The organism is Bosea sp. 124 (assembly GCF_003046175.1).
Lineage (GTDB): Bacteria > Pseudomonadota > Alphaproteobacteria > Rhizobiales > Beijerinckiaceae > Allobosea.
Window position 1 is genome coordinate 4,277,970 of record NZ_PZZM01000001.1, and the last position, 24,187, is coordinate 4,302,156.

The window sequence follows — 24,187 nt, forward strand, 5'->3', positions numbered from 1 at the left end:
TCGGGATCAACAGGGGAGACAAGGACCATGGCAGCCAACCGTTTCGAGCAGGTCGACGAGGCCCAGCCGGACGCGATCACACTGACGCTGATCCAGCGCGACGGCGAAACACTGGGCCGCATTGCCTGCCCGGCGGAGCTGGCGGGAGGGCATCTCGTCAATGATTTCGTCAGCGACGAGATGGCTCCGGTCGACGCCTTCCGCTCCGCGGTGAGGCTCGCCAACGAAATCCGTGCGCCGATCGTCGTCGAGGACGCCGAGGGGTTGTGGCAGGACGCCTGGGGCGTGCTTTATCGCGAAGAGGACTGAGCCGGCAGGTCGAGGCCTCGGCCGTCACTCGATCCGGAAATAGCGGACGCCAATGCCGATCTTGCCGCCCTGCCGTGCGACGTCCTGCTTCAGGCTGGCGAAGAAGTCGCTCGACGGCGTCGGGTTCGGGCCGGACAGCGCCGGCAGCGGCGTCTGGCTGATGAAGGTCAGGACGGTTTGCGGGCGCGGCGCTCCCCCGGCTGCCGATTCGAGCTTGAGGTTGAAGTTCGAGCGGCGGCCGTCGCGCCTGAGATAGCTCGCCAGATTGTAGACGAGGCCGTCGTCGCCGATCAGCACGACGGCGACGTTGCGGCCGCCGTCATTGTCGACCGTGCCGCTCAGCACGTCGCCGCTCTTCATGTTGAAGGCGTTGATCTGCAGCCGCGGCGTGCGGTCGATGTCGTCGCCGAGCTGGCGCAGGAAATCGGCCATCGGGCATTGCGCCGCCGTGATCGGACGCAGATGGATCTGGGCCTCGAAGCCATGGGTTGCCTTGAACGCGGCATCGAAGGCGACGAAGGGCTCGGTCGTATTGCCGAAGCCCTCCAGCACGGCGCGCCGCTCCGACAGCTCCGTCGGCCAGAGGAAGAAGCAGGGCCCGCCCTCATAGGTCGCGACATAGCGCTGGATGCGTTCGGCCGGCGTGCCGGGCGGCCGTTCCGTCGACGAGGCCGGCGGTGGCTCGTTGCGGCCGGCATTGCCGGAGGGTGTTTCGGGCCGCGTCGGTGGTGACTGCTGCGGCGGAGGCGCCGGTATCGCGGGCGGCAGCGGCGGCTCGATGCTCGTCGGCTGCGGCATCCTCGGGTCGGGCTGGCTCGACACAGGCGGTTTCGGTTCCGGCTGCGGAGGCAAAGCGGGCCGTTCCGGCGGCGTGGTTGTCATGCCGATCTGCGGATTCGGCTGCGGCCTGGGCGGCGTCGCGGGCGGGGCGGCGGACGGCGGCTCCGATGCGGTCGGGGGTGGGGTCAGGGCGGGCGGCGGCGTTGCCGGTTCCGCACCGACCAGGTCCGGCGGCTTGTTCTGCGCCTGTGCGGAAGGCTCCTGCCTTGGCTCGGAAAGGGCCGGCGGGGCTTCGCTCGGCGGGCGCTGATCGCCTCCGAGGATTGTCCAGCCATAAAATCCGCCGGCGGCCAGCAGCGCGACGGCTGCAACGCCCGCCACAGCGCGCAGCGGCAATCCGCCTCCGGCCGCTTTTGCGGGCGCGGTCTTCGGTTGCCAGGCTGCGACCTCCGACATGTCGGCGAGGCGGTCGGCTGGGTCGCCCGCAAGCATGCGCGCCAGCAGCGGGCGGATGCGTGCATCGACGCCCGACAAATCCGGTACGCGGCGGCGCTTGTCGAGAATCTGGACCTGCGTGCCGCCCATGTCGAGCGGCCTGCCGGTCAGCGCCTCGGCGAGCACGAGCCCGAAGCTGTACATGTCGGAGCGGCCGGTGACGTCGCCGCCATAGAGGCCGAGCTGTTCGGGCGAGACATAGTTGTATTTGCCCGCGAAGCCGGAGCCGATGACCGTGCCTTCGCCCAGGATGCTGGAGCGGGCGATGCCGAAATCGATGATCTTGGCCCGCGCCAGGCTGCCGCCCGGCAGGATGATGTTGTCGGGCGAGACGTCGCGATGGACGATGCCGAGCAGATGGGCGGCATGGAGGCCGGGCGCGATGCGCCGGCGGAGCACGTCGACCTCATCCAGGCTCAGCGGTCCTTCCTTGATGCGTTCGGACAGCGGCTGGCCGTCGACGAACTCCATCGCGAGATAGGGCGACTGGGTGACCGGATCGATGGTGAAGACGTAATAGCGAACGATCGCTTCGTTGTAGAGGTTGTGCAGCGCGGCCGCCTCGCGCCGGAACAGCGCCAGCGCAGCCTCGTCGCGCGCCATTTCCGGGCGGATCATCTTGATCGCGACCGCGTCGCCGGTCTGGATGGCGCGGCCCTTGTAGACCTCGCCCATGCCGCCGACAGCGATCAGGCGCTCGACCTCGTAGATGCCGTTCAGCGTGGTCCCGACGGAGACGGCGCCGGCGCGCGGCGCGAAGACAGTGCGCTCGGAGTCGCTCATGGCGTGTCGTCTCCCTGCATGCGCCTGTTCGGCATCCATCGCGTGTTCCGGGCCTCGCCATGATGATAACGGACGATGATTACCGTGACATTGTCGCGCGCGCCGCGCTGCAAGGTCAGCGCCAGCAGGGCGTCACAGGCCTGCTGGGCGCCGGCATCGCCGACCGCCTGCAGGATTTCGTCATCCGCGACATGCTCGGTCAGGCCGTCCGAGCAAAGCACGAAGACGTCCTCGCTCTCGATCTCGCCTGAGTCGAGATCGAGTTCGGGCGTGTCGTGGACGCCAATGGCGCGGGTGATGACATGGCGGCGGGGCGAGCGCTTTGCCTCCTCGGGCGTGAGCACGCCGCGCTCGACCATGTCCTGGACCTCGGTATGGTCGCGCGAGATCTGCGCGATCTGGCCGGCGCGGACGAGATAGACGCGGCTGTCGCCGGACCAGACGCAGGCGAAATGCTGATCGTGGACGAGCAGGACAGCGAGCGTGGAGCCCATCGGCGCGCCGCCATTGTCGGCGATGCGCCGGCGCAGCTCTTCATTGGCCTGCAGCACGCCGCTCTCCAGCCGCGCCAGCAGGTCCGGCGCGGACTGCGTCGCGCCGATGCGTTCGATCGCGCCCGCGACAGTTGCACTCGCGAGGGCGCCGTTCTCATGGCCGCCCATGCCGTCCGCCACGGCCCAGATACCGAACTCCGGCCGGACGACGAGATTGTCCTCATTGGCGCTGCGGACGCGGCCGACATGGCTGATCGCGCCGGTCTCGAAAGGGGCCGTCGCCCGGCTCAGGTCGTTCATGGTCCGGCTCGCCCCTGTGGGAGGAACGCATCGAAGCGGCCGGTCAGCAGGCCGCTGAACAGATAGGGGTCCGGCAGGCCATGGCCGGCCAGAGCGAGCGGCTCGAAATTATCGCCGCCCACGGTCCAGAAGCAGGTCGCATGCGCATAGGCGCGGGCATGGTCCTCGACCCGCAGCGCCGCCAGCCGCTCGGGAAAGCTCGCAGTGCTGAGCGCCGTGACGATGCTGCCGTCGGGCAGGCGCGCCATCTCCGCCGGCGGAGCGGCCAGCAAGGCGTCGTTCGGCACGGGCAACTGGCCGAGGCGCAGCGAGACGGCCTCGAAACTCGCCTCGGCATCGAGCGCCTGCAGCAGGAAATCCTCGATCTGGCTGAACCACGCATCCTGCGGGTCGAGCTCCGGATGCGGGATCGCGCCGCCTGTCTCGGCCACGGCGAAGACCGTCAGCGGGAAATAGCGGCCGACGCCATCGACCGAGGGCATGAAGGCGCCGGCGACGGTCTGGCCGCAGAAGGCCTGGCCGATCCAGAAGCGCCAGATCGGCGCGTTGAGAAAGGCGTTCTGCCAGCCGCCCGCGAGTTCGAGCCGGCTCGCGGTCAGGCCGCCCTGGAGCCAGGCCTCGTAGACCTTGAGGAAGGCGGCCGGCGCATTCACGGCGATGAAGTCGCGCTTGCCCGGCAGCTTCCCGAACAATCCGCACGCCATTTCCTCAGATCCCCGTCGGGCAGCGGATCTCCCGCAAGGCGGGCAGGATCAGGGGGTTCTTGAGCGATCCGACGCCAAAGGAATAGCCGACCTGGCGCCCCCCGGCCGCCAGCGTCAAACCGACATTGTCACCCTGCTTCAGCACCGAGCCTGTATCGAGCAGGCGGAAGAAGGACCAGACGCCGTCCTTCTCGAAGAGCTTGGCCTCGCCGGATGGCGCGCTCGGCCCGCTGGAGAAGAAGCCGCCGCCGAAGGCGCCGCCACCGCTGGCGCCGCCGAGCGTCAGCGTGATGGCGGTGCGGCCGATGCCGGCGCCCGGCCACATCACCGGCGCCGGCGTGTTGACGCCCTGCTGGCTCTGTACCGTGAAGCCGTTGATCTCGAGCTTGGCACTGGCCGCATCGGCAGAGAGCGCCGTCGGCACCACGATCATCTGGAAGGAGGGCAGGTTGCCGCCGGTTGGGAAGAAGGCCTCCCGGATCTCGCTGGCGCGCTGGAACTCGCGCAGCGTCGTGGCTGAGAGCGCGCGGGCGACGCGGCTTTCGACGCGCCAGTTCCATTGCGCCTTGGAGCTGTCGACATAGGGTTCGAGCCGCTCCTTGTAGAACTTGTCCATGATGCCGCCGGGCGCGAACAGCCGGGCGAAATCCGCCAGGGGCACATCGCGCGCGCTCGCCTTCACGAAGGGGAAGCGGTTGGTCAGGATCTCGGTGCAGACGCGGCTGACCTGATCGCCCAGCGCCTGTCGCAGCAGCGCGACGGTGGCGCCCGTGGCATCGCCTTCGAAATCATTGACGGCGGAGACGACCATGGCGCCGAACGGCGCGGGGTAGCGGGAGGAGTTGGCGCGCAGCGCCGCGATTAGCGGAACCAGCGCAGCATTGGCCGCGGCCGACTGGGCCGGGTTGGTCGCGGCGATGGCGAGGTTCTGGTTGATCTCGGCCAGGATCTGCAGGAGCTGGTCGACCGGCCGGCGCCCGAGATCGCCCTCGACCAGGATATGGAGCGGCTTGAACTGGCTCTCGATATCGGCGCCGAGCGCTTCGTTGCCGCCGCCGCCGAGCACGCGCTCGACGCCGGGCGCGCTCAGGGGCAGGTTGGTGCCGAGCCGGCTGAGCGCCTCGTTGGCGCGCTTCTCCAGGATGTCGGTGGCGGCGGCGGCCGCGGCTTTCCGGGCCGAGGGGCGCTCCTTGGTGAGCTGCGTCTCGTCGCGGACGGATTCGAGGATCTGCTTGAAGGGCGACGTCGGCGCCGCCATCGCGCTCAGCGCGACATATTGCGGCTTGTCGGCATTGAGAGGTCGCAGCTTGAGCCGGACCAGGGTGCGCTGCCAGGAGGCGACATAGTCGCGGCTGTAGAGCTTCAGCAGGTCCTGGAACAGGGTGGCGTATTGCGAGATGATCGCCTGCTGGTCGACATTCTCGCCCAGCACCCAGCGCTCCTTCTCGATCCGGTCGCCGATGTCGCCGAGGCGGTCGACGAAGGCGTTCTGGAAGCCGTCATAGGTGTAGAAATAGGGCACGCGGACCTGATCGAGGTCTTCGCCGCCGGCGCCCTCGAAAACCAGCCGGACATCCGAGCCACCGCGACGCGCCGCGACCCAGTCCTTCTGGCTCTGAGAGCGTGCCTGGGTGCGTAGCAGTTCATAGGCGCGTTCCGCGATGCTGAGGCGGCGCAGCGTGCGCTGGCTGTTCTCGATCAGCGACTGGTTGAGCTTGACCAGCGGCTCGGCGTCGCCGTCGTCGAGATCGAGCATCGCGACGAGGTGTTCTTCCAGCGCCTCGCGACCCTTGGCGTTGGCAGCGCCCGGAAAGAGGTTCTCGGCCCAGTCGAGCCGCATCCAGGCGATGACCAGATCGCGGTCGAGCTTCGCGTGGCCGCCGATCATCATGTAGACCTTCAGCGCCTCGTAGACGAAGCCCGGATTGTTGGCGTTGGCCTCGAGCTGCTCCTCCAGGCGGAAGATGATGCGCGAGCGCAGCATCCGCTCCAGCGCCTGCTGATAGGTGATCTCGGCGGCATTCTGCAGCCGGTCGCGCTGGCTGAGCCCGAAGGTGGCGGAGACCGGCGTCGGCTCGGCGCGCGTGGCATAGCCTGTCGGCATGTTGCGCAGCTTGTGCAGCAGCGGCAGCACGCGGCTGAAATTGCGCTCCGAGATCGTCGTCTCCTGCAGCACGGGCGCGGCGCTGCTGCGGTAGTCGGAGAGGCCGTAATTGGTTGCGGTGATCAGGTCGCTGTTGCGCGAGAAGCTGACCCACCACAGGCCGAGCGCGAGAAGCGAAACGATCGCGACAGTCGCAAATCCGGCGACGCGCAGCATGGTGGCCCGGCGTGCGGCGCCGAGATCGGTCGAGACCCAGCCGGCTTCGCCGATGATCACCTTCTGGATCAGGTCGGTCAGGAAGTAGCTTTTGCCGCGGCCTGAATAGGCGCCGGCGCTGGCGTGATCGCTGCCGAAATTGCGCGAGAGCGCGCCGATCAACTGGTCGATCGGCGTACCTTCCTGCGTGCCGGAGGTGAAATAGAAGCCGCGCAGCGTCGCATTGGCGTGGTAGCGCGTCGGCTCGAAAACGCGGCCGAGAAAATCGGTGACCGAGCGTTTCAGCGTCGCCATCTGGCTCGGGAAGCCGAAGATCTGGGCGCGCGCGGTCGGGTTGGCCTCGTCCTGCAAACGGTCGGGCAGGCGCTCGTTCAATCGTTCGATCAGCGCGTCATATTCCGGCGCGACGTCGCCGATCATGTTGCGGGTCTTGTCGGTGGTCTGGAAGGAGTGGCCCCAGACCATGCGGCGCTGCGGCTCGGAGAGCGCGCCGAAGAACTCGTTGAAGCCGGCGATGAGGTCGGCCTTGGTGAAGACGGCATAGACCGGGAAATCGACCTTCAGCCGCTCGTTCAGTTCGAGCAGGCGGTTGCGGATGGCGTCGGCATGCGCAGCGATCTCCTCAGGGCTCGCGGTCAGCAAATCCTCGACGCTGATCGCGACCATGACGCCGTTGATCGGCTGGCGTGGACGGTTGGTCTTGAGCAGGTCGAGGAAGGCAAGCCAGCTCGCCTTCTCGGCCTTGGTGTCGGTGTCCTGCGTGGTGTAGCGGCCGGCCGTGTCGATCAGCACCGCTTCCTCGGCGAACCACCAGTCGCAGTAGCGCGTGCCGCCGACGCCGGCGATGGCGGCAGGCGCCGCGCCGCCACGCGCGAGCGGGAATTTCAACCCGGAATTAACCAGCGCCGTCGTCTTGCCGGCGCCGGGCGGGCCGATGATGACGTACCAGGGCAGGTCGTAGAGATAATCGCCGCCCTCCTTGCCGCGCGCGCGACGCAGCGTCGCCAGGGCATCGCGCATGGCGCCAGACAGCGCGGCGCCGTCGCCTGTCGCCTCCTGCTGCTGTTCCAGCGCTTCGCTGAGTGCTGCGGTGGCGCGGCGGCGGCGGATCACGATCACGGCGATCCAGGCGATCGCGCCGAGCGCCAGCAGCGTGACGATCGGCAACCGCACCCAGATTGACTCGAAGGGCCTGACCTCGCCAACGGCCAGAAACGGCGCGCCGAACCAGATCAGCAGGCCGAGCGCCAGCGTTCCGAGCAGTATCGCGCCGATCCTGAGCCAGGTCGCGAGGTTCATCCGCTTGAGCCTCCGTCAGACGTTGCGCTGGATCACGATCTCGACGCGCCGGTTCTTGGCGCGCCCTTCGCGTGTGGCGTTGGGGGCGATCGGAACGTCGGCGCCCTTGCCCTCGAAGCTGATCCGGTCGGGCTTGCTCAGCTTGGTCCTCAACAGCTCGCCGACCGCCTTGGCGCGCGCCTGCGAGAGTTCGAGATTGGACGGGAAGCGGGCCGTGCGGATCGGCACGTTGTCGGTGTGGCCGAGCACCTTGACGGTGCCGCCCTCGGTCTCCAGCACGGTCGCGATGCGCTCGATCAGCGGCCTGAACTCGTCCCGCACCGCCGCCTGTCCCGGCTCGAACAGGGTGATGTCGACGAGCCGGACGATGATGACGTTGGGCGTGACCTGGCAGACGATCGGCGGCTGCACGGCGCCGCAGACCTTGGGCAGCACGGGCGGTGGCGCCACAGGCGGCGGCGGGGCCGAGAAGACCTTGCGGACGATGCCGAGCTCGCCCTTGGGATGGACCGTGAGCAGGGCGGAGGCCGCAGCTTCGGCATTGCCGCCGAGCAAGGCGCGGAAGACGAAATAGAGGCCGAGCACGGCGAGGCCAGCGAGCGCTGCCACCGACCAGACCGGAATCTTGAAGCGCGCGACCTGCGAGGCGACCGCCTGTCCGCGCCAGCGCGGCGAGAGCTCGGGGTCGGGTTGCTTCACCCGGCGCAGCGTCTCGAACAGGTTGCGCTGGATCATCTGGAGATTGGCGGCTCCGCCGGAGGAGGTCCGGTGGATGCCCTGGAAACCCAGCGCCAGACAGGCATGCATCATCTCGAGCAGATCGTAATTCACCGAGGGATCGGCCTTGGCGCGGTCGAGTTCCTCGAAGAAACGCACGCCGCCGGTGCGCTCGCCGAAGAAGCGCGAGAGCATGCTGTGCTGGGTCCAGACATGCCGGTCCTCACCCGGAATGTTCTGGACTATGTCGTCGGCCGCGGCGCAGAGGACGTATTTCGCAATCCGGGTCTGCTCGGCCGAGGCACCGGCAGCGCGGACCTCGTGCTCGAAGGCCTCGATCGTTTCGGTGACCTGGCCGAGAAGCTGCGCCGGCGGGGCGCTGCTCAAAGAGGAGCGCAGGCGCCCGAGCAGCAGCAGCAAGGGACCGGCGGCGCGCAGCAGCGGGTTGGCGTTGGGCGTCAGGAGCTGGTCGCGCCGCGGCATCGGGCCGCTAGCGGGAGCTTGCGGGGGTGGCGCGGATCGCGGTGCCGTCTGCTGCGGTGCCGAAAGCCACTCGTCACCGGTGCCGGGCACGCCGGGCGAGGGTGCGGCAGGAGCTCCATAAGGGGTCGGTGCGGCATAGGGAGAGGGCGCGGCCGGCGCGGCCTGCGCCGGGCGGGAGGGCAGGGGCGCGCGGCGTCCGGCCGGGTTCGGCTTGATGATGGTCCGGTCCGAGCGGCCGAACGGATCGGAAGGCGAACCCGGATCGCTCATCGCCTGCCCTCGAGCACGGCCCAGAGCTCCATTTCGAGATCGGGCCAGTCACCGGAGAAATGCATGCCGATCGAACTCGCCGTCGAGAATTCGGGCCAGAGCGGCGAGGCGCGGTCGAGATAGAAATAGACATGGTCCGTCAGCGCACGGATCTGCGGCGGCGGCGTCGGCAGGTGGACGAGGCTGATGCCCGGCAGATGGGCATGCACGATCTCGTTCATCTTGGTGTTGGGGCCGACCTTGAAGAGCTGCGGGAACTGCGCCTGGATCTCCGTGAGCGGGCGCCGTGCCGCGACCTCCAGGATCAGTGTCGCGTTGCGGACCAGGCTGCGGTCGCGGATCGTCGACATGAAGGCGTTGGGTGCGCGCTCGGTGATCTCGAGCCGGATGGCGCGGCGGCCGAGATTGGCCGAGAGGAAGTCCTGGATGTCGCGCACGACCGGCGTGAAGCAGGTTTCCAGATCGTCATGGTCGTAGGCCGGATAGTCGCGGGCGCGGCGCTCGGCCGTGGTGAAGGTGGCGAGTTCGCCGGCCAGCGCGACGAAGGTCACGAACAGGCGCTCGGGATGGACATAACGCGACTGGCGCAGATGCTTCAGCACCGGGATCTGCCGGTTCAGGAGCTGCAGCATGAAGTAATCGGCGCTCTGCAGGCCGCCACCGGCGGTCGGGTCGGCGGCGTAGCGGGCGAGTTCTTCAAGCTTGTTGTCGATCCAGCCGATGACCCGGTCGAGCCAGCCCTCGATCACCGGATAAGCCGAGCAAACCAGGACCGGCGGCGCGAATTTCTCGTCGAACAGGATCGCCCGGTCGCGGACCTCGAGGATGCGCCCGAGAGCCAGGCCGACATAGCCGGCCTTGGCGGTCTTGCGCAGTTCCAGCGTCAGGCGCGGATGGGCGATGTCGATCTCCTCCTCGATCCGCAGCGAGGCGGTCGAATCGATGAGCATCTCGGTCGCGGGAACGTAGCGGCTGGCGCTGCCGTTCAGCGTGTCCTCGACCTCGCGGGTGTTGGCCGAGGCCAGCGGCAGCGAGAGCCAGACGATCTGGCCGGCGGCATTCTCCGGCACCTCGATCGCCAGCGGCAACGGGCTGTTGTCGGGCATTGCGAAGGGCGTGCCGTCCGGCATGACGCCGACGGCGCGGCGCAGGCCTATCCGGCTCTGCTGGGCGAGATCGCGGTCGATCTCCAACACCGAGAATCCCCATGGGTAAGGAGTGACGTGCCGGACACGGTTTTCCAGCAGGTTCTCAAGATACCGATCGTTCTGCTGGAAGTGATGCGGCCTTAGGAAAAGCCCTTCCGACCAGACGACCTTGCTGTACCACGACATCCGGGTCTCGCTCACTCAAAGGCATGCGGGCAACCTTATACGGGTCACCAACAAGCGTCACCAAGCGAATGCTAGACGCAGCCGAACCGGCTGCCATCATTGACTTGAATGATGCGCGGTTGCGCGATTGCGGGCAGTCGATCAGGATCGAATCCGCTGCCGATCCGGATCGTCCGCGCGCGCCGCGGCGAGGCCCGGACGGCGGCCTGCAAGCAGGAGCCATCGATGCCGACAGGCCCAGCCGCGCGAATTCTGGACGTGGTTCTGCATCCGCTGCCCGGCATCCTCCAGCCCGGTCCCGGCAGTCCGACCGTACTGATCGGCGGGCTGCCGGCCTGGCGCGGCGTTTCGGCCGCCGCGGCGGCCGCGATCCAGGCGGCGCGTCAGGTCTCGGACGCGGCCATCACCACGGCGGAAGCGGCGACCGTCGCGGCTGCGCCGACGCCGGGCGCGGCCGCTGCGAAGGCGGCCGAGGAGACCGTCAAGTCGACTGCCGCTGCGACGATGGGCTCGATGATCACCGGAGCCGCCGGTGGAGCGGATATCCACAACTGTCTGACGCCGTTGCCGATTCCACCGCATGGCCCCGGTGTCGTCATCGACGGGTCGCAGACCGTGCTGATCAACAATCTCTCGGCCTGCCGCGTCGGCGACACGATCATCGAGGCGGTCGGTCCGCCGAACAAGATCGTCATGGGGATGGTGAACGTCATCATCGGTGGCTGACGGGCAGGGTGTCCTCGGCTAGGAGGGGGCTGGCGCGGATTCCTCCGCCCGACCCGGATCACCAGAGGATACAGAGCATGCCCATCGAACGCATCGGAGTGACGCAGCGCTGGTGCGATGCCGCGATCTTCAACGGCATCGTCTTCCTCGCCGGCCATGTCGCCGAGAAGACCGAGGGTCGGCCGCTGGCTGAGCAGACCACCGAGGTGCTGGCCTTGCTGGAAGAGACGCTGGAAAGCGCCGGAAGCGACAAGACCCGCATCCTGAGCGTGCAGATCTTCCTCACCGACATCTCGAAGATCGCCGAGATGAACGCCGTCTGGGACGCCTGGGTGCCGGCCGGCACGGCACCGGCCCGCGCGACCGTCGAGGCGAAGCTGGCCTCGCCCGGCCACGACATCGAGATCACGGCCGTGGCGGCGAAGCTCGGCCTGTAAGGCGCTGTGATTGGAAATGCCCGTCATGATCGGGACAAGCCCGACCATGACGGGCGGTGGTCGAACCCTCCGCTGCCTTCACTTCCCGCCGCGGTCGTAGCACTCGGCGAAGTAGAGCATGAAGGCGTCGACGAGGCCGTCCTCATACGGGGCGGTCTTGGCGTCCCAGCGGGCCACATAGGCGTCCCACATCTTCGCCTTGCGCGAGCCGAGCAGCGAATCGAGGCCGCGCTCCTGCGCCATGCTTTCGGCGATGGCCTGCGGATCGAGATCCTCAACCAGCATGCGCAGCGCGTGCTGCATGGCCGAATAGGTCTTGATCTGGTGGGCCTTGAGATCGCGGAAGCTCTCGTCGAAGGCCTTTTGCGCGCTGAGATAGCCGCTCTTCGGCTTGCCGAAGATGAGCTGCAGCGCGTCGTCGACTGTCGGCGAGAATTTCAGCGGGTTGTTGTCCTGCGCCTGGATCATCGTCTGGTTGGCGCTGCGGGCGATGCGCTTGCTCTCGGCGCGAGCGGCAAGCAACTGTTTCAGCTCGATCGCGACGAGGCGCATCAATCCGCCAAGCTGCTCGGCGAAGGCGCCCGGATCCTGCCAGCCCAGATCGCCGGTCGAGAGGCCCGCGCCCTTGGCGAAGCGCTGAACGAACTCGGCCGCCGAGATCGCGGGCATTCCGGCCGGCGTCGGCGGCGGCGCGAAGGGCTGCGAGGGTGAGGGCGGCGGCGGGTCCGCCTGCGGTCGCGGAGTGATCGCCGGGGCGGGCTCCGCCGCCGATGGATCGCCCCAGGGATCGCCCGGCGGCAGTTCGGCGGTGAGCGGGCGGCGCGGCGTCGGGATCGGCGCGACGGGCTCGACTGGGGCCGCCGGCGGGGCTTGATAGGGCGCCCAGGCGAAATCGTCGCCGCCCGGTTGTGGCGCGGGCCGTGGTGGCAAGGGAGCCGCCGGCCCGGTCGTCGGGGCCGGAATATCAGCGGCCCAGTCGATGAAGCCGTCATGGACGGGGCGGTGCTTGTTCGGGGGCAGCAGGTCGCGGCGCGGGATCGGCGGAGCCTCGTCGCCGCTCGCCGACCAGAGCGATTCCGGCTGCGGGGCGAAGCTGGACGCGCCGGCGGGCTCCGAGCCCGGCACGGAGGCGCCGTCGATCGTGACGGCGATGACGTAATGCCCAATCTCGAGCCTGTCGCCATGCTGCAGCCGGTAGGGCGACTGCACGCGCTGGCTCCCGCCATTGACGTAGGTGCCGTTGGTCGAGACGTCGCGGAGCCAGTAGTCGCCGTCGCGGAAGCGGACCTCGCAATGGCGCCCGGAGATCGCCCGCGTCGGATCGGGCAGGGCCCAGTCGAGATGCTGGTCGCGGCCGATGTCGAGCCCCCGGCCACCGCTCAGCGTGACGCTGAGGGGGCCGCCATCAGGCAGCGTGGTCTCGTTCTCGATCGTCAGCGTCAGGGGCATCGCGAAACTCTTGGACGCAGCCGCCTTGCACGCGGCCATCTTGCCCGCGGTCGTGACGCCGCGCATGGCGGCGATCCGGCGGCCCCTCGCACGGGGGCGGTGCTGCGGGCGCGCGGCTCCGCCGGTGCGCACTCAGGATGTGGTCTTGCCGTCATCATCGGCCAATCGAATGCATGCTTCGATGCAGTTGCGCAATGCGGCCTGATGCTCGCGGCCCGAAAGCCGTGCTAGCGCCGTCAGGACCGCGATGCGCGCCATCTTCGCCGTCAGGTCCGGCGGGCATGGCACCGCATGGCTCGCCACCATGCTGCCGCCGGAGTAGCCGGCGGCGAAGGCGACCCAGGTGCCGGGCAGGGCGGTGTCGCCCCCGTCGGCCAGCGCGAGCGCCGCCCTGCGCGTCTCGTCGCGCGGATCGCGGACCCAGGCCTCGGCGGCGGCGACGCCTTCGTCCTGAGGCGTTCCGGGCGGCTGCATCGCGCGCAGCGACTGCGCCGCCCACCAGACGGCCTCGCGACGCGGCAGCACGAAGGCGCAAAAGCCGATCGCCTCGGCCGGCGTCGGACCCTGGGCCAGCCGCTTCAGGAAGGCGAGCGGATGCTCGATCGTCGGCTTGGTCTTGATGACCTTGCGTGCGGAGGGGAAGGTGTCGAACACCTCCTGGGCGGTGCTGAAGCGAAGACGCGACATGGCTCTCAGTTGATCTTCACCAGCCCGCCATTGACGATCACGAGCGCATCGCTGCGCACCTCGGTCTTGGCGACGCTGGTGATGACGATGGTCGGCGAGGAGATCTCGATGCTCGCGGGCAGCATCTTGATCGTGCTCTCCCCGACCTTGAGGTTGATCTCGGTCAGGGCCTCGATATCGAGCTTGCCGTTCTGGATGTCGAGCTTGTCGTTGCCCTTCTTCAGCGTGGTCTCGCGCGAATAGCCCCCGTCCTGGTAATCGGGGCCGATCTCGCGCGTCTCCTTGTTCTTGATCAGGACCTGATGGTCCTTTTCGGCCTGCATGCTGAAGACTTCCTGGCCCTTGCGGTCCTCGAACTTGATCTCGTTGTAGCAGTCGGAGAAGCCGACGCCGTCGGTCGATTCGGATTTCAGGCCGGACTGGGTCTTGTTGTCGGGCAGCGCATAAGGCGGCTTGTGCTGGTCGTTGACGACGGTGCCGGTGACCAGCGGAAGGTCCGGATTGCCCTCGAGGAACTCGACCACGACCTCCTGGCCGATGCGCGGGATGACCTGCCCGCCCCAGTTCTTGCCCGACCACATCTGCGCGACGCGCGTCCGGCACGAGGTCGATTCGTCCTCGCGGTCCCAGTGGAAGCGCAGCCAGATGCGGCCGAACTCGTCGACGTCGATGTCGCCTTCCTCGCCCTGGTTCTTGTCGCCCACCACCTTGGCGGTGTGCGGGCCGTAGACGGTCGGGCGCGGCGTGGCCAGCGGCGCCCGGAAGCGCCGGTCGCTCTTCTGGAACTCGTAGGAGCCGCTATAGGAGGAGTCGTCGCCGCCTCCCGAACGGTAGCTCTGCCCCCTGAAGGCATGGCTCGCCCTGACGACGAGGTACTCGATGTTCTCGGAAGCCGTCTGATGTGCGGCGAGCCTCATCAGCGCCCCGGGATAGAGGCTCGGCGCGTCGCCCGCTGCGTGGCGGCGGTCGTCCGTCGCCTGCTCGGCCTGGGCGCGGACGCGGGCGAAATGCTCGCCTTCGTCGCGCTTGATATAGGTGCGGGGATAGTCATAGGCCTCGTAGGATTTCGCCTTGTCGAAGCCCTCCTCGGCACGGGCCGTCAGGTCGGAGCCCGATTGCTGGAAGTCGTAGTCCTTCAGCGCGATCTTGCCCGTCCGCAGGCGCCGCATGGTCGACCAATGCGTCATGTGCTCGATATGGCGCGGCAGGCGGCTCGACACCGGCATCAGGGGGTAGGCGGTTCCGGCCCCAGTGAAGGTCGGCTGGGCGGTGGCCTGGACCGGATCATGCGAGGAGCGCGAATCCGAGAGCATCAGCTTGTGGTCGCCATCACTGTGCTTGAAATAGTAGTAGATGCCGTACTGCTCCATCAGCCGCAGCACGAAATCGAGGTCGGTTTCGCGATACTGGACGCAGTAGTCGATCTTCTGCAGCCCGTCGCTGGTGCGATCGTCGAAGCTCGCCGTCTCCTCCTTGGCGAAGATCTGCTTGATGATCTCAATCGCGGTCTTGTTCTTGAAGATCCGGCAATCGGCCCGCTGCGACAGCAGCCAGAGCCAGGGCCTCAGCGTGAAACGATAGAGATAGAGGTCGTTTTCCTTGCCGATCCACTGAGCATCGACCAGCGTGCCGTTGAAGACCCGCTCGCTGCCATTCTTGAGCGTCATCTTGACGGAGCATTTCTGGCTCATGATGCCCTGAAGATCGGCGTTCTCAGTCTTGCTGCTCGCTTCTATGTGAAATGTAAACAATTCGCTTAAAGCTTCTTCAGCTTCGAATTGCATAAGCGAAAATACGTCTTGACCCAAAGGCGTCGTAAACGACGCAGTTCTTTGAGACTGTCGAAGATCAGCGGCCATCAACGAAACCTCGCGGTTCTAGATGCTATTTTGATATTGACGTAGCGGATGGCGCGAGTCATAGTTTGCGCCTTCAATCTTTAACCGCCCGCGCGAAGCTAAACGGGAGGGGGACCATGCGCAAGCAACCCAGTATTACAGCCATCGCCGTCCTTTCCGCCGGTTTTTATGTGTTGCAGGCGCTGCCGACGCAGGCGCAGACCTACAAGGCGGACGACATCATCAAGCATTTCGGCCCGGCGACGCCTCAGGCCAGCGCGACGCGCGGGCTGTGCATCGGTACCGAGGCCGATTGCAACAAGGCCGGCCATGTTGTGAAGCCGGCGGCGGTGGCAGCCTTCGATCTCGTCGTCCGGTTCAAATACAATTCCGACGTGCTCGAGCCCGATGCGCGGGTCAATCTCGACGAGTTCGCCAAGGCGCTGAAGGCGCCGCAGCTCGCATCCAGCAGCTTCGTCGTCGAAGGCCATACCGACGCCGCAGGCAGGCCCTCCTACAATCTCGACCTGTCCGAGCGGCGCGCCCAGGCCGTGGTGCGCTATCTGAGCGAACGCGGCGTCGACACGGCCAAGCTCGCGGCGCGCGGCTACGGCCAGAACAAGCCCGTCGTCGCCGATCCGTTCGCTGGCGAGAACCGCCGCGTCGAGACGCGGCTGAAGAGCGAGTGAGCGAGCGGGCTGCGCCCCCCGGGCGGGCTTTCCTGCGGTTGAGCCGCTGAATGCGTGAGCGGTGAGGGCGATGGCGGCTTTGAATTTCGCTGAATTGGCGAAGGCGATCTCCAACGAGGATCCCTGCGGGCCGGACCTCGAGGACGATGCCGATTTCATGAACGTCACGGCGCGGCTTGAGGTCGCGCTGCCGGCGCAGTATTTCCGGCGCGACGATGACGGGCGCCAGGTCGCGTTCGACCGCAGCGGCATCGAGTTCCCGGCCGCGTTCTCCGACATCGCCAAGCTGCTCGAACGATCGAGGGATCTCAGGGTCTTCGTGCTGGCCGGCAAGCTCGCGATCCTCAATCGCGACGTGCCGGCTTTCGCGGCCTGCCTAACGACCATCACGACCCTCCTCTCCGAGCATTGGGAGGAGGTCCATCCGCGCGCCATGGACGGCGATTTCATCATGCGCGGGGTCGCGCTGCAGAGCCTCGACGAACTGCCGACGGTCGTCCTGCCGCTGCAGCATGCGCCGTTGTTTGTCAGCCGACGCATCGGCCCCTTCGCCTTCAGGAGCCAGCTCGTCGCTATCGGCGAGACGAAGCTGGTCGAGGGCGAGCAGCATCCCGACCAGGGCACGATCCAGGCTGCGCTGGGCGAGGCGGAAATCGACGACCTCACAGCCACGCTCGCGCGCGTTCGTGCGCTCGGCGATGCGCTCGGCGCCATCCGCGCGATCTGGCTGGAGAAGGTCGGGATCGATCATGCGCTCAGCTTTCCGCGCCTGTCGGCGCTGGTCGATCAGATCATCGCCTTTCTCGACGCGGCGGTCGGGCGGCGCGTGCCCGGCCACCAGGCGATGCCGGTGGCGGACGCCGCGCCGGGCACAGCCGCGCCAGCAGGCAGCAGCAGCTTTGCTCCCGGGACCTGCAGCAACATCCTTCAAGTGAAGGATACGCTGGGCTCCTGCCTCGGCTATTTTCGCCGCATGGAGCCTTCCAGCCCGGCGGTCCTTCTGATCGGCCAGGCCCAGCAACTGATCGGCAAGTCCTTGATCGAAGTCATTCAGATCATGTTCCCGGAACATCTGGACAAGGCGGTGCTGGAAATCGGCGACCGGCCGCGCTTCCGGCTGCCGCTGGAGCGCCTGAGCGCGCCGGAGGAGCAGGCCGAGGAGGAGAGCTACGAGGATACCTCCTACGCGGACAGCTCCGACGAGGAGACGTCCTATGAGGAGAGTTCCGACGAGGAAGGCTCCGAGGATAGCTCCGACGAGGTGTCCGACGACGGCGAGGCGGAGCAGCCGGCCGATGAGGAGGCCGTGGAGGCTGCCGACGAGCCGCGTGCGATCGCGCCGAAGGCGGCCGGCCCCAAGGTCGAGAGCCGCGCCGATGCGGTCGCGGGGATGAGGGCGGTGGCGTCGTTCTATCGCCAGACCGAGCCCTCGCATCCGACGCCGCTGCTGATGGACAAGGCCTGCGCGCTGGCGCAGCAAGATTTCATGGCGCTTCTCGGCAACATCCTGCCCGAGGTGGCGCTGATGCCGGAAGCCGACAGCTAGGGCAGTTTTTTGTATTCCGATTGAACCTCGCGGCCGACAGGCGCGACTATATCGGTAGAGACCAAGAACGGTTAGGATGTCACGTTACGTCGGCGTGACGCGATTGCAGAGGGGCTGGTCCAATGGCCGGAGATTCAGGGCAGAAGTTCATCCGCCGCAACAGACCGCCGCGGGTCCACATCACCTACGAAGACCCCTACAACGCAGAGCAGAAGATCGAGCTGCCCTTCGTCATGGGCGTGATGGCCGACCTCTCGGGCAATGCCTCGGGCATCGAGAAGGCCGAGATCTCGCAGCGCAAGTTCCTCGACTTCGACATGGACAATTTCGACCAGCGCATGGCTGCGATCGAGCCCGGTGTCGCCTTCAACGTGCCCAACAAACTCGGCGACGGTGGTGACAAGCTCTCGGTGGCGCTGAAGTTCTCGAAGTTCGACGATTTCAACCCGGCCGCGGTCGCCCGCCAGATCCCGGCGATGGCGAAGCTGCTGGAGGCGCGCGAACAGCTCGCCAATCTGGTGCGCTTCATGGACGGCAAGATGGCGGCGAGCGACCAGATCAAGGCGCTCCTGGCCGATCCCCAGCTCATGGCCGCACTCAAGGACAAGCTTGGCGACAAGCCGTCCGACGGCGCGACGGCCGAAGACAACAAGTAAGCAAGCGAGGCGGCAATGGCAGCGGAAGCACAGACCCAGCAGCCCGGCGGCGCAGTCGCCGAGACCCGTGATCTCGACGAGTTCGCCTCGGTCCTGAAGCAGAGCTTCAAGCCGAAGACCGAGCGGGCCGCGACCGAGGTCGAGGCCGGCATCGCGACCCTGGTCAACCAGGCGCTCTCGGACTCGACGCTCATCAAGAACGACGTGCTCGACACGATCGAGGAGATGATCGCCAGGCTCGACGCCAAGCTGACCGAGCAGATGAACGAGGTGCTGCACGCACCCGAGTTCCAGAAGATCGAGAGCGCCTGGCGCGGCCTGAACTATCTGGTCTTCAACTCGGAGACCGATGCGCAGCTCAAGATCAAGGTGATGAATGTCTCGAAGAACGAGCTTTATCGCAATCTGAAGACCTATCCCGGCGCGCGCTGGGACCAGAGCCCGCTGTTCAAGCAGGTCTATGAGCAGGAGTTCGGTCAGCTCGGTGGACAGCCCTTCGGCTGCCTGGTCGGCGACTACCACTTCAGCCATGTGCCGACCGACGTGCAGCTGCTGCGCGACCTCTCCAAGGTTGCGGCTGCCGCCCACGCCCCCTTCTTCGCCGGCGCCGAGCCGACACTGATGGGCATGGACTCCTGGACCGAGCTGTCCAACCCGCGCGATCTCGGCAAGGTGTTCGACACGCCGGACTATGCGGCCTGGAAGGGCCTGCGCGACGCAGCCGACTCCCGCTATGTCGGGCTGTGCCTGCCGCGGGTGCTCTCGCGGGTGCCTTACGGCGCGAAATCGGAGCCGGTCGAGGAGTTCGCCTTCGAAGAGGACACCGACGGGCACAAGGGCGACAACTACGCCTGGATGAACGCGGCCTATGCGATGGCCGTCAACATCAACCGCGCCTACAAGGAATATGGCTGGTGCACGCGCATCCGCGGGGTGCAGTCGGGCGGCGAGGTGCTGAACCTGCCGACCCACACCTTCCCGACCGATGATGGCGGCATCGACCTGAAATGCCCGACCGAAATCGCGATCAGCGACCGGCGCGAGGCGGAGCTGGCCAAATCCGGCCTGATCCCCCTGATCCATCGCAAGAACACCGACAAGGCCGCCTTCATCGGCGCCCAGTCACTCTACAAGCCCAAGGCCTTCTCCGGCCCCGACGGGGTCGCGGCGACAGCCTCGGACAACCTGTCCTCGCGCCTGCCGTATATGTTCGCGGTGTCGCGTTTCGCGCACTACCTGAAGTGCATGGTGCGCGACAAGGTCGGCTCCTACAAGGAAAAGGAGCCGCTGCGGCGCTGGCTGCAGGAGTGGATCACCGACTATGTCGATGGCGATCCGGTCAATTCCAGCGAAGAGACGAAGGCACGGCGCCCGCTGTCCGATGCGCGCATCGACGTCTTCGAGGACGAGGAGAACCCTGGCTACTACTCGGCCAAGTTCTATCTCAGACCGCATTTCCAGCTCGAGGGCATGGATATCGGCCTGAGCCTGGTCTCACGCCTGCCAGCTCCCAAGACGTGATCGTCACCTGACCAGCATGTGACGTCAGCAAGAAGGCCTTCGGCGCTTCGGTCGATCGAGACCGAGCGCGCAGGAGAACTGTGTCCAGTACCCGGATTTTGCAACCCGATTTTTCCCTCATTCCAAACGTTGGAGAACGATCATGGCTTCCGACTTCCTTCTCGAGATCGACGGCATCAAGGGCGAAAGCCAGGATTCCAAACACAAGGAAACGATCGAGGTCGATTCCTTTTCCTGGGGTGTGAGCAATGGCGGCTCGCATTCCGCCGGCACCGGCGGTGGCGCGGGCAAGGCGAGCTTCCAGGACATCCACTTCACCTCGTCCGTCGGCAAGGCCTCGGCCAACCTGGCGCTCTCCTGCGCCACCGGCAAGCATATCAAGAAGGCCTCGCTCTTCGTCCGCAAGCAGGGCGAGGACCAGCAGGACTACTATGTCCTGACGCTGGAAGACCTGCTGGTGTCGAGCTACCAGTCGGGCGACGCAGCCGGCGGCAGCAGTGTCCCGACGGATCAGTTCTCGCTGAACTTCGCCAAGATCAAGTACGAGTACAAGTCCCAGAAGAAGGACGGCACGCTCGACGCACCGGTCACCATGACCTGGGATCTCAAGGCCAACAAGAAGTGACATCAACGGCCGGCCGGTGTCGCGGGAGCGTCGCCGGCCTGCTGCGTTGCGATGGTCGTTGCGGAGAAGCGCCGCGACGGCCATCGTGCTTGTGTGCCTGCCGGAGGCAGGTTCAGCCGATGACCGAGATGCGATCCGGGGTGCCATGAACGGCCCGATGCCATGAACGGCGCGATTTCCAGGAAGCGGCTGCGGCCGCCCTTGATGTTCGCCTTCCGCGAAGCGCATCTTGAAAAGGATGCGAAGGTTTCGCTCGACCTGCGCGATGCCGGCGGCGAAAGGGTGATCGCCAACCGCCGGGCCGCACCCCGCGCCGCCATCACCGAGCCGAAGCTCCGGCGCGAGATCGCGATCGACCTTGAAGGGCTGGTGAACACGATCAACCTGGCCTCGGCGGTCGACCTGTCGGCGTTCGAGCATGTCGGCCGCTCGATCCTGAACCACGGTTTTCCCGACCTGACCAACCGCTCGATCGACGAGCATCGCGTCGATCTGATCCGGGAGGACATGGTGGCGGTGCTGCTCGGCTACGAGCCGCGGCTGATCCGGGACTCGATCGCCGTCGAGCGCGACGATTCTCTCGATGCAGCCGAACTCAAGGTGCGCTTCCTTGTGCGGGCGGACCTCAATTGCGAACCGCTCAACGTGCCTGTCCAGTTCGTCGCCGATCTAGAACTGGACACCGGCAAGATGGCGATCAGGAGCCGATAGGGGCGATGAACCAGGAGTTCCTCGACTTCTACAATCAAGAGCTCCGCCTCTTCATGGAGCACACGAAGGAATTTGCGGAAGAGTATCCCGGCATTGCCGAAAGGCTGGGCGGGCTGGTCGGCGAGCGTATGGACCCGATGGTCGGCGGCCTGCTCGAGGGCGCAGCCTTCCTGGCGGCGCGGGTCCAGCTCAAGCTGAAGCACGAGTTCCCGGAATTCACCAGCAACCTGCTCGAGCAACTCGTCCCGAACTACCTTTCACCGACGCCGTCGGCGCTGCTCGCCGGCATCCGGCCGCCCTTCTCCGATCCCGGCCTGCGCGAGGGCATGACGATCCCGCGTGGCGCCTATATCGACGCGACCTATCTCGAACGCGAGCGTCGTGTCGCCTGCCGCTACCGGCTGGGCGCGGATGTCACGATGTGGCCATTCGACATCGCGGCGGCCGAGTACATCCCGGCGCCGGGGCCGCTGCAGGCGCTCGGCCTGGCGACAGATCACCGCGCGCTCTCGGGGCTGCGGCTGTCGCTGACGCACCGGACCATGGCCGATCCCGAGCAGGAGCCTACGGCGGCACAGGCGCTGAAGACGCCGACGAGCTGGTTGTCCGGCTGCCGCTGCAAGGAGTTGACGGTCCATCTGCTCGGTGCGGAAGCCGATGCGATGGCGCTCTACGAGCAGCTCTTCTCCGACTGCGTCGGCATCTATTTCCGGCATCTCGACGAGTTTGGCGATCCCGTGATCACGCCCGGCGATGCGTGTTCGCTGGAGCAGCTCGGCTTTTCCGAGGACGAGGCGCTGCTGCCGGCCGATACCCGGGTCTTCCGCGGCTTCGACCTGCTGCGCGAGATGTTCTGGTTCCCGCGCAAGTTCCTGGGCTTTCGGCTCGACGGGCTCGCCCGGATCATGCCGCGGCTGACGGCCAAGGCGGTCGACGTCATCTTCGTCTTCGATGAGGTGAATACGCGCCTTGCCGCGGCGGTGCAGAAGCAGATGTTCGCGCTCTATGCCGCGCCGGCGATCAATCTGTTCGAGAAGACGGCCGATCGGATACCTGTGAAGAGCAACCAGCACGAGTTCCATGTCGTGCCGGACCGTAGCCGCCAGCTCGACTACGAGCCACACAGCATCCTCTCCGTCCACGCCCATTATGTCGGCGGGCGCGAGAAGCAGCCGGTCCATCCGCTCTATTCGTCGCCGGAAGGCGCCTCGCCGACGCATGGGCTGCTCTACACGCAGCGCCGGCTGCCTCGCCGCCGCTCCGTCGCCGAGCGGCGCACGGGCCGATCGTCGGACTATACCGGCACCGACATGTTCATCTCGCTGGTCGAGCCGGCGGGCGTCAGCGACAGCGTCTCGGTGGCGGAACTCAGCGTGCGCGCGCTGTGCTCGAACCGGCACCTGCCGGAGCATCTGCCGACAGGCGAGGGCGGCGCCGATTTCCGGTTGATCGACAATGTCGCGCTCGATGTCGCCTGCCTGTCGGGGCCGACCGCGCCGCGCGAGCCGATCGTCTCGCAATTGCGGCTGCGGTCCGAGACGGCGAGCACCGGCGTCGTGACCTGGCGGCTGATCAACCTGCTCAGCCTGAACCATCTCGGCCTCGTCCAGCGCGGGGCCGGGCAGAACGGCGAGGCGCTGCGGGAGCTGCTCTCGCTCTTCGCCGACCTCGCCGACAGCGCCACCGAGCGGCGCATCCGCGGCATCAAGAGCGTCGACAGCCGCCCTGTGGTGCGGCGCTTTCCGCAGCGCGGTGGAACGGGGGCGGCACGCGGGCTCGAGATCACGGTGGTTCTCGACGAGAAGGCCTTCGAGGGCTCGGGCGTCTTTCTGCTCGGGGCGGTGCTCGACCGCTTCTTCGCCGAATATGCGGCGATGAACCATTTCACCCAGACGGTGATCCGCACCGTCGAGCGCGGCGAGGTGATGCGCTGGCCGCCGCGTGCGGGAGCGAGGCGCATCCTGTGAGCGACAGCACGGATCTCCAGCGCGAGCCGAGCTATGCCGAGCAGCTCCAGGACGAGCCCTGGCGCTTCGACTTCTACGCGGTGATGCGGCGGCTCGAACGCAGCTTCCCGGAGCGGGCGCGGATCGGCGACGTGGCGGCCAGGCGGGACGAATATGTCGCGCTCGGCGAACAGGCCTATCTCGATTTCCCGGCCTCGACGATAGCGGAGGCCGACCGCGACCTGCAGGGGCGCTTACGGGTCTTCGTCAAGTTCCTCGGCCTGCTCGGGCCGCAGGGCGCGCTGCCGCTGGCGACGACCGAGGAGAGCTATCACTGGCAGCTCCTGCGCGACGATGCCTTTCCGCGCTTCCTCGACATCCTGAACCACCGCTTCCTGCAGCTCTTCTTCCGGGCCTGGGCGGATTCGCGGCCGATCGCGCAGCATGACCGGCCCGAGCGCGATCGTTTCGCGGCCTATGTCGGCAGCCAGATCGGGCTGGGCTCGGGGCCCTATCTCAACCGCGACACGGTGCCGGACGCCGAGAAGCTGGCCCATGCGGGGCTGATCGGCGCGCAGGCCAAGTCGGCCTCGCGCCTGCGCGGGCTTCTGGCGGGGCTGTTCAAGGCCGAGGTCGAGATCGAGCAGTTCGTCGGGATGTGGCTGGTCTTCGATCCGGCCGACCGCACGCGGCTGGGCGGGCGCCATTGCACGCTCGGTAGCGACGCCCTGCTGGGCGCCAGCGTCTACAGCGTCGAGGACAAGTTCCGCATCTGCATCGTAGCGCAGAATCTGGCGGAATTCTCACGCTTCCTGCCGAATGGCGACCGCTGCGAACCGCTGGCGGATGCGGTCTTCTTCCATCTCGGCGAGCAGTTCGAATGGGATGTCGAACTCGCCTTGCCGGTCGGCGAGGTCAAGCCGGCCCGGCTCGGACAGTTCGGCAATCTCGGCTGGACGAGCTGGATGTCACCCAACTGGGATGCCTCGCCCGGGGCGCTGCGCCGCGACGCCCGTTTCCATCCTGCCGAGCGCATGCGCCAGAAGCGCAGCCGGCCGACTTAAATCC

General features: G+C 67.0%; 20 protein-coding genes. 11 read left to right on the forward strand and 9 right to left on the reverse strand.

Features of this window, described 5'->3' with window-relative positions; genetic code table 11:
- Window positions 1-27 precede the first annotated feature (27 nt).
- Window positions 28-309: a hypothetical protein gene (locus C8D03_RS20330; protein WP_108049148.1), complete on the forward strand. Its 282-nt coding sequence runs from the start codon at window positions 28-30 to the stop codon at window positions 307-309.
- Window positions 310-333: 24 nt separating this feature from the next.
- Here C8D03_RS20330 and C8D03_RS27010 read toward each other — a convergent pair whose 3' ends face one another.
- From C8D03_RS27010 to tssK, 6 genes are read right to left on the reverse strand one after another with little or no spacing between them, the layout of a single operon-like run.
- Window positions 334-2,367: a serine/threonine-protein kinase gene (locus C8D03_RS27010; RefSeq protein ID WP_108049149.1), complete on the reverse strand. Its 2,034-nt coding sequence runs from the start codon at window positions 2,365-2,367 to the stop codon at window positions 334-336.
- The gene (locus C8D03_RS20340; protein WP_108049151.1) at window positions 2,364-3,161 is read right to left on the reverse strand and encodes a PP2C family protein-serine/threonine phosphatase; all 798 of its coding nucleotides are present in this window, start codon (window positions 3,159-3,161) and stop codon (window positions 2,364-2,366) included. Before C8D03_RS20340 ends, C8D03_RS27010 begins: the two co-directional genes overlap by 4 nt.
- Window positions 3,158-3,853: a type VI secretion system-associated protein TagF gene (tagF, locus tag C8D03_RS20345; RefSeq protein ID WP_248308552.1), complete on the reverse strand. Its 696-nt coding sequence runs from the start codon at window positions 3,851-3,853 to the stop codon at window positions 3,158-3,160. Before tagF ends, C8D03_RS20340 begins: the two co-directional genes overlap by 4 nt.
- A gap of 16 nt (window positions 3,854-3,869) precedes the next feature.
- On the reverse strand, window positions 3,870-7,484 hold the full coding sequence (gene tssM / locus C8D03_RS20350) for a type VI secretion system membrane subunit TssM (RefSeq protein WP_108049155.1): 3,615 nt from the start codon (window positions 7,482-7,484) through the stop codon (window positions 3,870-3,872).
- 15 nt (window positions 7,485-7,499) lie between these two features.
- The gene (tssL, locus tag C8D03_RS20355; protein WP_108049157.1) at window positions 7,500-8,954 is read right to left on the reverse strand and encodes a type VI secretion system protein TssL, long form; all 1,455 of its coding nucleotides are present in this window, start codon (window positions 8,952-8,954) and stop codon (window positions 7,500-7,502) included.
- Window positions 8,951-10,288, reverse strand: coding sequence for a type VI secretion system baseplate subunit TssK (gene tssK, locus C8D03_RS20360; RefSeq protein ID WP_108049159.1), 1,338 nt, complete (start codon window positions 10,286-10,288; stop codon window positions 8,951-8,953). The genes tssL and tssK overlap by 4 nt, the downstream gene beginning before the upstream one ends.
- Before the next feature lie 225 nt (window positions 10,289-10,513).
- On the opposite strand from tssK, the gene C8D03_RS20365 reads away from it, so the two are divergent.
- Window positions 10,514-11,014 carry a PAAR domain-containing protein gene (locus tag C8D03_RS20365; RefSeq protein WP_108051854.1) on the forward strand — a complete coding sequence of 167 codons (501 nt, stop codon included), beginning with the start codon at window positions 10,514-10,516 and terminating at the stop codon, window positions 11,012-11,014.
- Window positions 11,015-11,091: 77 nt separating this feature from the next.
- Window positions 11,092-11,451 carry a RidA family protein gene (locus tag C8D03_RS20370; protein WP_108049161.1) on the forward strand — a complete coding sequence of 120 codons (360 nt, stop codon included), beginning with the start codon at window positions 11,092-11,094 and terminating at the stop codon, window positions 11,449-11,451.
- A gap of 78 nt (window positions 11,452-11,529) precedes the next feature.
- Here the strand turns inward: C8D03_RS20370 and tagH are convergent, their stop codons facing one another.
- The 3 genes from tagH to C8D03_RS20385 all read right to left on the reverse strand — a co-directional run bounded on the left by tagH (window position 11,530) and on the right by C8D03_RS20385 (window position 15,446).
- Entirely contained in the window at window positions 11,530-12,966 is a 1,437-nt protein-coding gene (gene tagH, locus C8D03_RS20375) for a type VI secretion system-associated FHA domain protein TagH (protein WP_108049163.1), read from the reverse strand.
- Between the two features lie 66 nt (window positions 12,967-13,032).
- Window positions 13,033-13,587: a DUF6931 family protein gene (locus C8D03_RS20380; RefSeq protein WP_108049165.1), complete on the reverse strand. Its 555-nt coding sequence runs from the start codon at window positions 13,585-13,587 to the stop codon at window positions 13,033-13,035.
- A 5-nt stretch (window positions 13,588-13,592) separates the two neighbouring features.
- Window positions 13,593-15,446: a type VI secretion system Vgr family protein gene (locus C8D03_RS20385; RefSeq protein WP_108049167.1), complete on the reverse strand. Its 1,854-nt coding sequence runs from the start codon at window positions 15,444-15,446 to the stop codon at window positions 13,593-13,595.
- Window positions 15,447-15,562: 116 nt separating this feature from the next.
- Between C8D03_RS20385 and C8D03_RS20390 the strand changes: the two genes are divergently transcribed.
- The 8 genes from C8D03_RS20390 (at window position 15,563) to tssG (ending at window position 24,183) form a co-directional block, all read left to right on the forward strand.
- Window positions 15,563-16,114 (forward strand): OmpA family protein, encoded by a 552-nt coding sequence (locus C8D03_RS20390; protein ID WP_108049169.1) that lies wholly within the window; start codon window positions 15,563-15,565, stop codon window positions 16,112-16,114.
- Window positions 16,115-16,184: 70 nt separating this feature from the next.
- Window positions 16,185-17,660 (forward strand): type VI secretion system protein TssA, encoded by a 1,476-nt coding sequence (locus C8D03_RS20395; protein ID WP_108049171.1) that lies wholly within the window; start codon window positions 16,185-16,187, stop codon window positions 17,658-17,660.
- A gap of 122 nt (window positions 17,661-17,782) precedes the next feature.
- On the forward strand, window positions 17,783-18,316 hold the full coding sequence (gene tssB / locus C8D03_RS20400) for a type VI secretion system contractile sheath small subunit (RefSeq protein WP_108049173.1): 534 nt from the start codon (window positions 17,783-17,785) through the stop codon (window positions 18,314-18,316).
- Between the two features lie 15 nt (window positions 18,317-18,331).
- Window positions 18,332-19,837 carry a type VI secretion system contractile sheath large subunit gene (tssC, locus tag C8D03_RS20405; protein ID WP_108049175.1) on the forward strand — a complete coding sequence of 502 codons (1,506 nt, stop codon included), beginning with the start codon at window positions 18,332-18,334 and terminating at the stop codon, window positions 19,835-19,837.
- 142 nt (window positions 19,838-19,979) lie between these two features.
- Window positions 19,980-20,462: an Hcp family type VI secretion system effector gene (locus C8D03_RS20410; protein WP_108049176.1), complete on the forward strand. Its 483-nt coding sequence runs from the start codon at window positions 19,980-19,982 to the stop codon at window positions 20,460-20,462.
- 162 nt (window positions 20,463-20,624) lie between these two features.
- Window positions 20,625-21,173 carry a type VI secretion system baseplate subunit TssE gene (locus C8D03_RS20415; RefSeq protein WP_108049178.1) on the forward strand — a complete coding sequence of 183 codons (549 nt, stop codon included), beginning with the start codon at window positions 20,625-20,627 and terminating at the stop codon, window positions 21,171-21,173.
- Between the two features lie 5 nt (window positions 21,174-21,178).
- Entirely contained in the window at window positions 21,179-23,140 is a 1,962-nt protein-coding gene (gene tssF, locus C8D03_RS20420; protein WP_108049180.1) for a type VI secretion system baseplate subunit TssF, read from the forward strand.
- Between the two features lie 83 nt (window positions 23,141-23,223).
- Window positions 23,224-24,183, forward strand: coding sequence for a type VI secretion system baseplate subunit TssG (gene tssG / locus C8D03_RS20425; protein WP_108051855.1), 960 nt, complete (start codon window positions 23,224-23,226; stop codon window positions 24,181-24,183).
- Window positions 24,184-24,187 lie beyond the last annotated feature (4 nt).

Excerpts from the sequence above, each read along its gene's own strand:
- C8D03_RS20395 (WP_108049171.1), top strand. The coding sequence starts at position 16,185 with ATGGCGGCTTTGAATTTCGCTGAATTGGCGAAGGCGATCTCCAACGAG.
- C8D03_RS27010 (WP_108049149.1), bottom strand. The coding sequence starts at position 2,367 with ATGAGCGACTCCGAGCGCACTGTCTTCGCGCCGCGCGCCGGCGCCGTC.
- C8D03_RS20380 (WP_108049165.1), bottom strand. The coding sequence starts at position 13,587 with ATGTCGCGTCTTCGCTTCAGCACCGCCCAGGAGGTGTTCGACACCTTC.
- tssL (WP_108049157.1), bottom strand. The coding sequence starts at position 8,954 with ATGAGCGATCCGGGTTCGCCTTCCGATCCGTTCGGCCGCTCGGACCGG.
- C8D03_RS20365 (WP_108051854.1), top strand. The coding sequence starts at position 10,514 with ATGCCGACAGGCCCAGCCGCGCGAATTCTGGACGTGGTTCTGCATCCG.
- C8D03_RS20340 (WP_108049151.1), bottom strand. The coding sequence starts at position 3,161 with ATGAACGACCTGAGCCGGGCGACGGCCCCTTTCGAGACCGGCGCGATC.
- tssB (WP_108049173.1), top strand. The coding sequence starts at position 17,783 with ATGGCCGGAGATTCAGGGCAGAAGTTCATCCGCCGCAACAGACCGCCG.
- tssM (WP_108049155.1), bottom strand. The coding sequence starts at position 7,484 with ATGAACCTCGCGACCTGGCTCAGGATCGGCGCGATACTGCTCGGAACG.
- tssG (WP_108051855.1), top strand. The coding sequence starts at position 23,224 with ATGCGGCGGCTCGAACGCAGCTTCCCGGAGCGGGCGCGGATCGGCGAC.
- C8D03_RS20385 (WP_108049167.1), bottom strand. The coding sequence starts at position 15,446 with ATGGCCGCTGATCTTCGACAGTCTCAAAGAACTGCGTCGTTTACGACG.
- tssF (WP_108049180.1), top strand. The coding sequence starts at position 21,179 with ATGAACCAGGAGTTCCTCGACTTCTACAATCAAGAGCTCCGCCTCTTC.
- C8D03_RS20410 (WP_108049176.1), top strand. The coding sequence starts at position 19,980 with ATGGCTTCCGACTTCCTTCTCGAGATCGACGGCATCAAGGGCGAAAGC.
- tssC (WP_108049175.1), top strand. The coding sequence starts at position 18,332 with ATGGCAGCGGAAGCACAGACCCAGCAGCCCGGCGGCGCAGTCGCCGAG.
- C8D03_RS20330 (WP_108049148.1), top strand. The coding sequence starts at position 28 with ATGGCAGCCAACCGTTTCGAGCAGGTCGACGAGGCCCAGCCGGACGCG.
- C8D03_RS20390 (WP_108049169.1), top strand. The coding sequence starts at position 15,563 with ATGCGCAAGCAACCCAGTATTACAGCCATCGCCGTCCTTTCCGCCGGT.
- C8D03_RS20415 (WP_108049178.1), top strand. The coding sequence starts at position 20,625 with ATGAACGGCGCGATTTCCAGGAAGCGGCTGCGGCCGCCCTTGATGTTC.
- C8D03_RS20370 (WP_108049161.1), top strand. The coding sequence starts at position 11,092 with ATGCCCATCGAACGCATCGGAGTGACGCAGCGCTGGTGCGATGCCGCG.
- tssK (WP_108049159.1), bottom strand. The coding sequence starts at position 10,288 with ATGTCGTGGTACAGCAAGGTCGTCTGGTCGGAAGGGCTTTTCCTAAGG.
- tagH (WP_108049163.1), bottom strand. The coding sequence starts at position 12,966 with ATGCGCGGCGTCACGACCGCGGGCAAGATGGCCGCGTGCAAGGCGGCT.